Origin of the sequence: uncultured Photobacterium sp. (assembly GCF_947502415.1) — a bacterium.
GTDB lineage: Bacteria > Pseudomonadota > Gammaproteobacteria > Enterobacterales > Vibrionaceae > Photobacterium.
The window spans coordinates 68,634-74,633 of sequence record NZ_CANMZV010000024.1 but is presented as its reverse complement, the minus strand read 5'-3'; the positions used below and the strand labels follow the sequence as shown (position 1 = coordinate 74,633).

5 protein-coding genes are annotated in these 6,000 nt (G+C 42.7%); 3 read left to right on the top strand and 2 right to left on the bottom strand.

From position 1 onward, the window contains the following. Positions 1 to 79 precede the first annotated feature (79 nt). Positions 80 to 595, bottom strand: a complete 516-nt coding sequence (locus Q0852_RS19810; RefSeq protein WP_299021149.1) for a GNAT family N-acetyltransferase — start codon at positions 593 to 595, stop codon at positions 80 to 82. A gap of 359 nt (positions 596 to 954) precedes the next feature. Between Q0852_RS19810 and Q0852_RS19805 the strand changes: the two genes are divergently transcribed. The 3 genes from Q0852_RS19805 (at position 955) to Q0852_RS19795 (ending at position 4,690) form a co-directional block, all read left to right on the top strand. Next, positions 955 to 1,677: a YebC/PmpR family DNA-binding transcriptional regulator gene (locus Q0852_RS19805; protein WP_299021148.1), complete on the top strand. Its 723-nt coding sequence runs from the start codon at positions 955 to 957 to the stop codon at positions 1,675 to 1,677. A 917-nt stretch (positions 1,678 to 2,594) separates the two neighbouring features. Then, a complete protein-coding gene (ptsG, locus tag Q0852_RS19800; protein ID WP_299021145.1) occupies positions 2,595 to 3,983 on the top strand; it encodes a PTS glucose transporter subunit IIBC in 1,389 nt (462 codons plus the stop codon). A gap of 161 nt (positions 3,984 to 4,144) precedes the next feature. Then, positions 4,145 to 4,690 carry a sugar O-acetyltransferase gene (locus Q0852_RS19795; RefSeq protein WP_299021142.1) on the top strand — a complete coding sequence of 182 codons (546 nt, stop codon included), beginning with the start codon at positions 4,145 to 4,147 and terminating at the stop codon, positions 4,688 to 4,690. 36 nt (positions 4,691 to 4,726) lie between these two features. Here Q0852_RS19795 and Q0852_RS19790 read toward each other — a convergent pair whose 3' ends face one another. Continuing rightward, positions 4,727 to 5,782, bottom strand: coding sequence for a GlxA family transcriptional regulator (locus tag Q0852_RS19790; protein ID WP_299021140.1), 1,056 nt, complete (start codon positions 5,780 to 5,782; stop codon positions 4,727 to 4,729). Positions 5,783 to 6,000: the final 218 nt, after the last annotated feature.

Below are 6,000 nucleotides of genomic sequence, written 5' to 3'. Positions count from 1 at the left end.
AAAGACTTGGTTTTTACACTCCAGGATACTGCTATGCACAATAATTACTTTTGTCGCACTTCAAAGTTGAAACTAAGTTCTATCCGTTCCATGCCTCAAATTGATTTGAATACCACTTCATCAACACATGTTGTTCTCGATGTTCATCAACTCTGAAGCCCAGCTTTTTGTATAGTTCTACCGCCGGGTTAAGCTTGTGCACATGGAGAGTTAGCGGCAGAAAAGCATCCCTTGCTTCTTCTTGAATTACTTTAATAATATGCTTACCTATGCCCTTACCCCGCCAAGGTCGATCTATGGTGATATCTATTACCCTAAGGCTGCCGCCATTTTCATTTACTTTATCGGTATAAACCTTTCCTATCCGTGTGCCTTCATACTCAATAATTGCTTTACGCACCCGTGGATAGCACTTTTCATAATGAACTTGTTGCAGCGCATATTGCTGTTCAAAAAAAGGAACTAACAAAAATTCCGGAGCATCTATTTGGCTCAGTTCATAGTCCCTTGAAACACGATACAAAAGACGTAAAAATTCAGCATCGTCACAGGTTTCTCTACGTAGTTTTAAGTTTTCTAACATCATTCCGGACATTGAACATTTACCCCAGAACAGCTTGTAACTCTATTCATTAAGAAAAAGGTAACTGCATTATCAGATTCGATCACCAACCTAGCAGCCAACAGTAATGAATATCTATTATTGCAAACTCAAATATCAGTAAATCTATACAAAATGGTAATCGGTGGCTCATTGGAGGCAAATTTTTACTGGGTATTCAGGATGGTAATTTTAACATATGCAACAATGGTCACACTTTGATAACAAACAAGACTGCGTTGCTTTTTATTTAAATTCATTTGTTATTAGTGAGACTAGCCTTAACTACCCGCTAGCTGGTAAAATCCGCCTCCAACAGAAATCCCAAATTTCAACAAAGAGAGTTATCCCTCATGGGAAGAAAGTTCGAAGTACGCAAATTGTCCATGGCTAAAACCCAGGGCGCAAAAATCAAGGTTTATTCTAAATACGGTAAAGAGATCTACGTCTGTGCTAAAAACGGTAGTCCTGATCCAGACAGCAACTTGTCACTACGCCGTTTAATCGAAAAAGCGAAAAAAGACCAAGTGCCATCACACGTTATCGAAAAAGCGATCGATAAAGCCAAAGGTGGCGGCGGTGAAGATTTTGCAACTGCGCGCTACGAAGGTTTCGGCCCGGGTAACTGCATGGTTATCGTTGACTGCCTGACAGACAACAACAACCGTACTTTCATGGATGTTCGTCAAGCCTTTGTTAAGAACCATGCGAAAATCGGTGGCCCAGGTACAGTTGGCCACATGTTCGAACACCAGGCTGTATTCCAGTTCAAAGGCGATGATGAAGAAGTCGTTCTTGAAAACCTGATGATGGAAGATGTTGACGTAAGCGACATTGAGTGTGAAGACGGTGTTATCACTGTTTATGCACCACATACAGAGTTTTTCAAGGTGAAAAACGCACTAACCGCAACAATGCCTGACGTAACTATCGACGTAGAAGAAATCTCTTTCGTTCCTCAAACAATGACTGAAATTTCAGGCGATGATGTTGCAGCATTCGAGAAATTCCTGGATGCACTAAACGACTGTGATGACGTACAAAACGTTTATCACAACGCAGAGATCGCTGAGTAAATTATTTACTCACTCTCGCTGAAAAATAGCTGGCTTGAGCCAGCTATTTTTTTATCAGCGTATCAGCAAGTGCTGAATAATAAGTGCTCTTAACCACTCTTATATTAATAAGAAAGAGCAAAGAATCATTAATATATAACCGCATTAATAGTTAATTTTCACTTGTGATAAGTAAAAAAACAAACCGATAAAAAACCCACCCCGAATAGACCACTAACATTTGTTTATAAATTATAAAAATCACCATCCATATAACTTTAGAAACAGATAAACAACCTACCAATTTAATATTGGTACCCATTTAGATTAACGTATGCAAATAAAAGCATAAAACAGTTTGCAGTAACGATCACAAAAACGATTCAACGTAACACTAGAAAGCCAAAACACTGAAATGTAACATTAGAAATAACATTTAGATATTCACAAAACTCATATAAAACACCCAAAATCAGCAACTTAAGCATTACTGTTGGATATGAAAGCATTTTTTAGATACCACAGAAGATAATCAGCGTTACGTAAAACTTACAAAACTCGGTTCTTTCGTTACCTAAAGAAACTATAAATTACACTATGTTACATCCAGTGTGACGTACAGCTCGTAATTTTTTTTAAACCTCACCTATGATAAGCAACATGAATTGGAGAGGAGAAAACAAAGCTCCCAATGAGTAAAACAAATAAATATGAAGTTTATATAAAGAGCTATAAAAGCCGTAATTAAGATAGCGTATTTATTTTATGAAAAGGTTATCAACTGATATAGATAACAGATAACCCAGCGAATTAAAGTTTTATTGCTAATAATATTTCCTGATTCACTCAGCAGGTAACTTATATTGGCGAAGTTAGTTTCAAATCATATATAGATAATACAATACTGATTTAAAAGTTCATAATGAATGGGGGTTCAAATGAACGTTTTTAGTACTATGCAAAAAATGGGGCGTAGCCTCATGCTTCCTGTAGCGTGTATGCCAGCTGCAGGTATCCTACTAGGTATCGGTGGTAACTCCGAGGTTGCTAAGTTCCTACCAGATATCGTTGCTCAAGTAATGACGGAAGCCGGTCTGGGTGTGTTCGCCAACATGGCATTGCTATTTGCCATCGGTGTTGCACTAGGCTTTACCAAGAACGACGGTGTTGCTGCACTTGCAGCAGGTCTGGGTTACCTGACAATGACACGCGTACTTGGCGTTGTCGCAGAAGGTACTGACACCGGTGTATTCGGTGGTGTCATCATGGGTTTAGTAGCCGCACAGCTGTTTAACAAATACCACTCTATCAAGCTACCAACCTACCTTGGCTTCTTCGGCGGCAAGCGTTTCGTTCCTATCGTAACATCACTGGCAGCCTGTGTAGTTGCTGCAATCCTTGCTGTTGTATGGCAACCAATCGGTGCCGGTATCGCAAGCTTCTCTGAATGGGCTGCTTACCAGTCTCCAGAAGTTGCATTCGGTATCTACGGTATCGTTGAGCGCTCTCTAATTCCATTCGGCCTACACCACATCTGGAACGCACCTTTCTTCTACGAAGTTGGTGAATTCACAACTGCTGCTGGCGAAGTTGTTCGCGGTGAAATCCCTCGCTACCTAGCGGGTGACCCAACTGCCGGTAACCTAGCAGGTGGCTACATGTTCAAGATGTTTGGTCTACCAGCTGCATGTCTTGCAATGTATGTAACTGCTAAGCCAGAGAACAAAGTAAAAGTTGCTTCAATCATGGGTTCTGCAGCACTGACTTCGTTCCTGACAGGTATTACTGAGCCAATCGAATTCGCATTCCTGTTCGTTGCTCCAGTACTATACGTTGCTCACGCACTACTGGCTGGTTCTGCTTTCGTAGTAATGATTCTGCTAGGCATCAAACACGGTACTACTTTCAGCCACGGTCTGTTTGACTTCACCCTACTGTTCGGTCAGTCAACAAACGGTTGGTTGCTACCAGTAATCGGTCTTGTATACGCAGTAATCTACTTCCTAGTGTTCACAACACTAATCAAAGCGCTGAACCTTAAGACTGTAGGTCGTGAAGATGAAGACGAATCTAAAGTTGAAGTAAACACGGCTTCTGATGGCCTGGCTAAAGATATTGCTGAGGCATTCGGCGGTAAAGCTAACATCAAAGACTTAGAAGCTTGTATCACTCGTCTACGTGTAACGGTTCACAATAGCTCTAAAGTTGACACTGCACGACTGAAAGCTCTTGGTGCAGCGGGTGTCTTCGAGAAAGGTGATAACTTCCAGGCGGTATTCGGTACCCACTCTGAAATCATCAAAGGTCAGATGGAAGCACTAGCTTAAATCAAATTATAAAGTCTGAGTGAGACTTTAAACCGGGCCGCAAGGCCCGGTTTTTTTCATCTGAGTGAACACGTAAACATCGATTTTAATCAACTTATTTTTGTTTGGCAGGGCTAAACTATGCTTTCTCTGTTTTACATCCGCACAGCCTAGGTAATCCCATGACAGAATTCGAAAAAATGCTCAGTGGTGAAGACTTCAACGGTTTAGATCCCGAAATCAGCGCCATCAGGGACAATGCATCAGCCCTCAAGCAACAAATCAACAATAACCCGGGCGATTCCCTGTCAGAACTTCTACGACAACTTCTCGGCTCAATAGGTGAAGATAGTATCGTTACACCACCATTCCAGTGTGAGTTCGGCAAAACTATCCATATCGGCAACAATACCTTCCTCAACATGGGTGTAACCATGCTGGATAACACCGAGATCAGAATTGGCAATAACGTCCTGATCGGACCAAACGCCCAGTTCTATACTCCAACTCATTCAATTGATCACCTCAGCCGCAGACGCTGGGAGACTACCTGCAAACCCATCACTATTGAAAATGATGTCTGGCTCGGCGGCCAAGTCGTGATCTGTCAGGGTGTAACAATTGGTGCCCGCTCTGTCGTTGCGGCCAATTCCGTCGTTACCCGAGATGTACCGTCAGATACCCTTGTCGGCGGCTCACCAGCCAAGCTCATCAAAAAACTAAATTAACAGTAGGTAAATCCGGTAACCAGTGGAGCAAGCTTATCAACAGCTTACGCCTGTTCCTTGCTTGCGAAGCTGGTTAGGACTGATACCGAAGCGCTTACGAAAGACCTTACACAGATAGCTAGCATCCTGGATCCCTACTTCATCAGCCAGATACAGCAAACTATGATCCGAATTTACAATCCGCCAGTGAACATGCTGCATCCGCATTTCAGCCCAGTATTCTCTGGCGGTTTGTCCTAAATTGTCCTTGAATAATCTATCAAGCTGACGTCGGCTAATGGCCAGCATATCCGCCAGTTCATCCACCGTATTCGACTCAGCCAGTAACTGCCGCATTAAGCTAATCGCCCGTCCGACATGCCGACCGGAAGAATTATTTATTCGCGTCTCTTCATCCAGTGACTTTAGCTGATGAAGCTGTCCCCTTGCTTCATCCACCAACATATCAGCCAATCCCTTCAATGCTCTCGTCCGGCCACAATGCCGGGTAAGCAGCTCAACCGCTAAATCAATCGCGGCTCTGCCACCAGCACAACTTATCCGGTTACGATCAATGCAATACAACAACTCCGTACGAATCTCAATACGTGGGAAAATAGTGCGAAATTCAGGAACATGACGCCAATGCATAGCGACACTGTAGTCCTTTAACAAACCGGCCGCCGCAAACAAAAAACAAGCGTTATCAATGCTAACCAGTGAAACACCCTGTGCGGCAGCCCTGCGCAGTATATGACTGTATTGTTCCGTCAATTGCATGCTTCCGCGTGCACTGCGTCCGCCAAAAACGACCAGATAATCATAATGGGCTAGCTCAACGTCATCGACCGTCATCTGTACAGCAACAGGCACCCCGGAGCTGGAAACAACCATCCCTCGTTCTAAGCCGGCAATATCCCAGGCACAGTATCGCTGTTGACTATGATCTTCCTCATCAGCAGAAAGACGCAACTTATCAAGAAAGCCACCAAACGGCAGCATATGAAATTCAGGAAGAGGTAAAAGCAGAAACCTGACATCTGGTTGCTGTTTTTTTGAGTGCATAAGATAGTTAGATTGTTCGATAGAAGACATAACAATTAAAAGTTGCACATAACGTCTTGATTTTACCTTAAAACGTCCAAATCACACTAATTTAATATGCAGTTATCAACCTATACTCATCCCTAAATAGAGCAGCATCTCGAAAGTATGCATTCATAGCTTTGAAATTCTGTCTTACCCATCCATAGGGCAAATTTCAGGCTGGCTCTGTCTCTATTTAAACTTTGTGCGGATAAGCGAGTTACGGAACAACGGAACAGGAACCT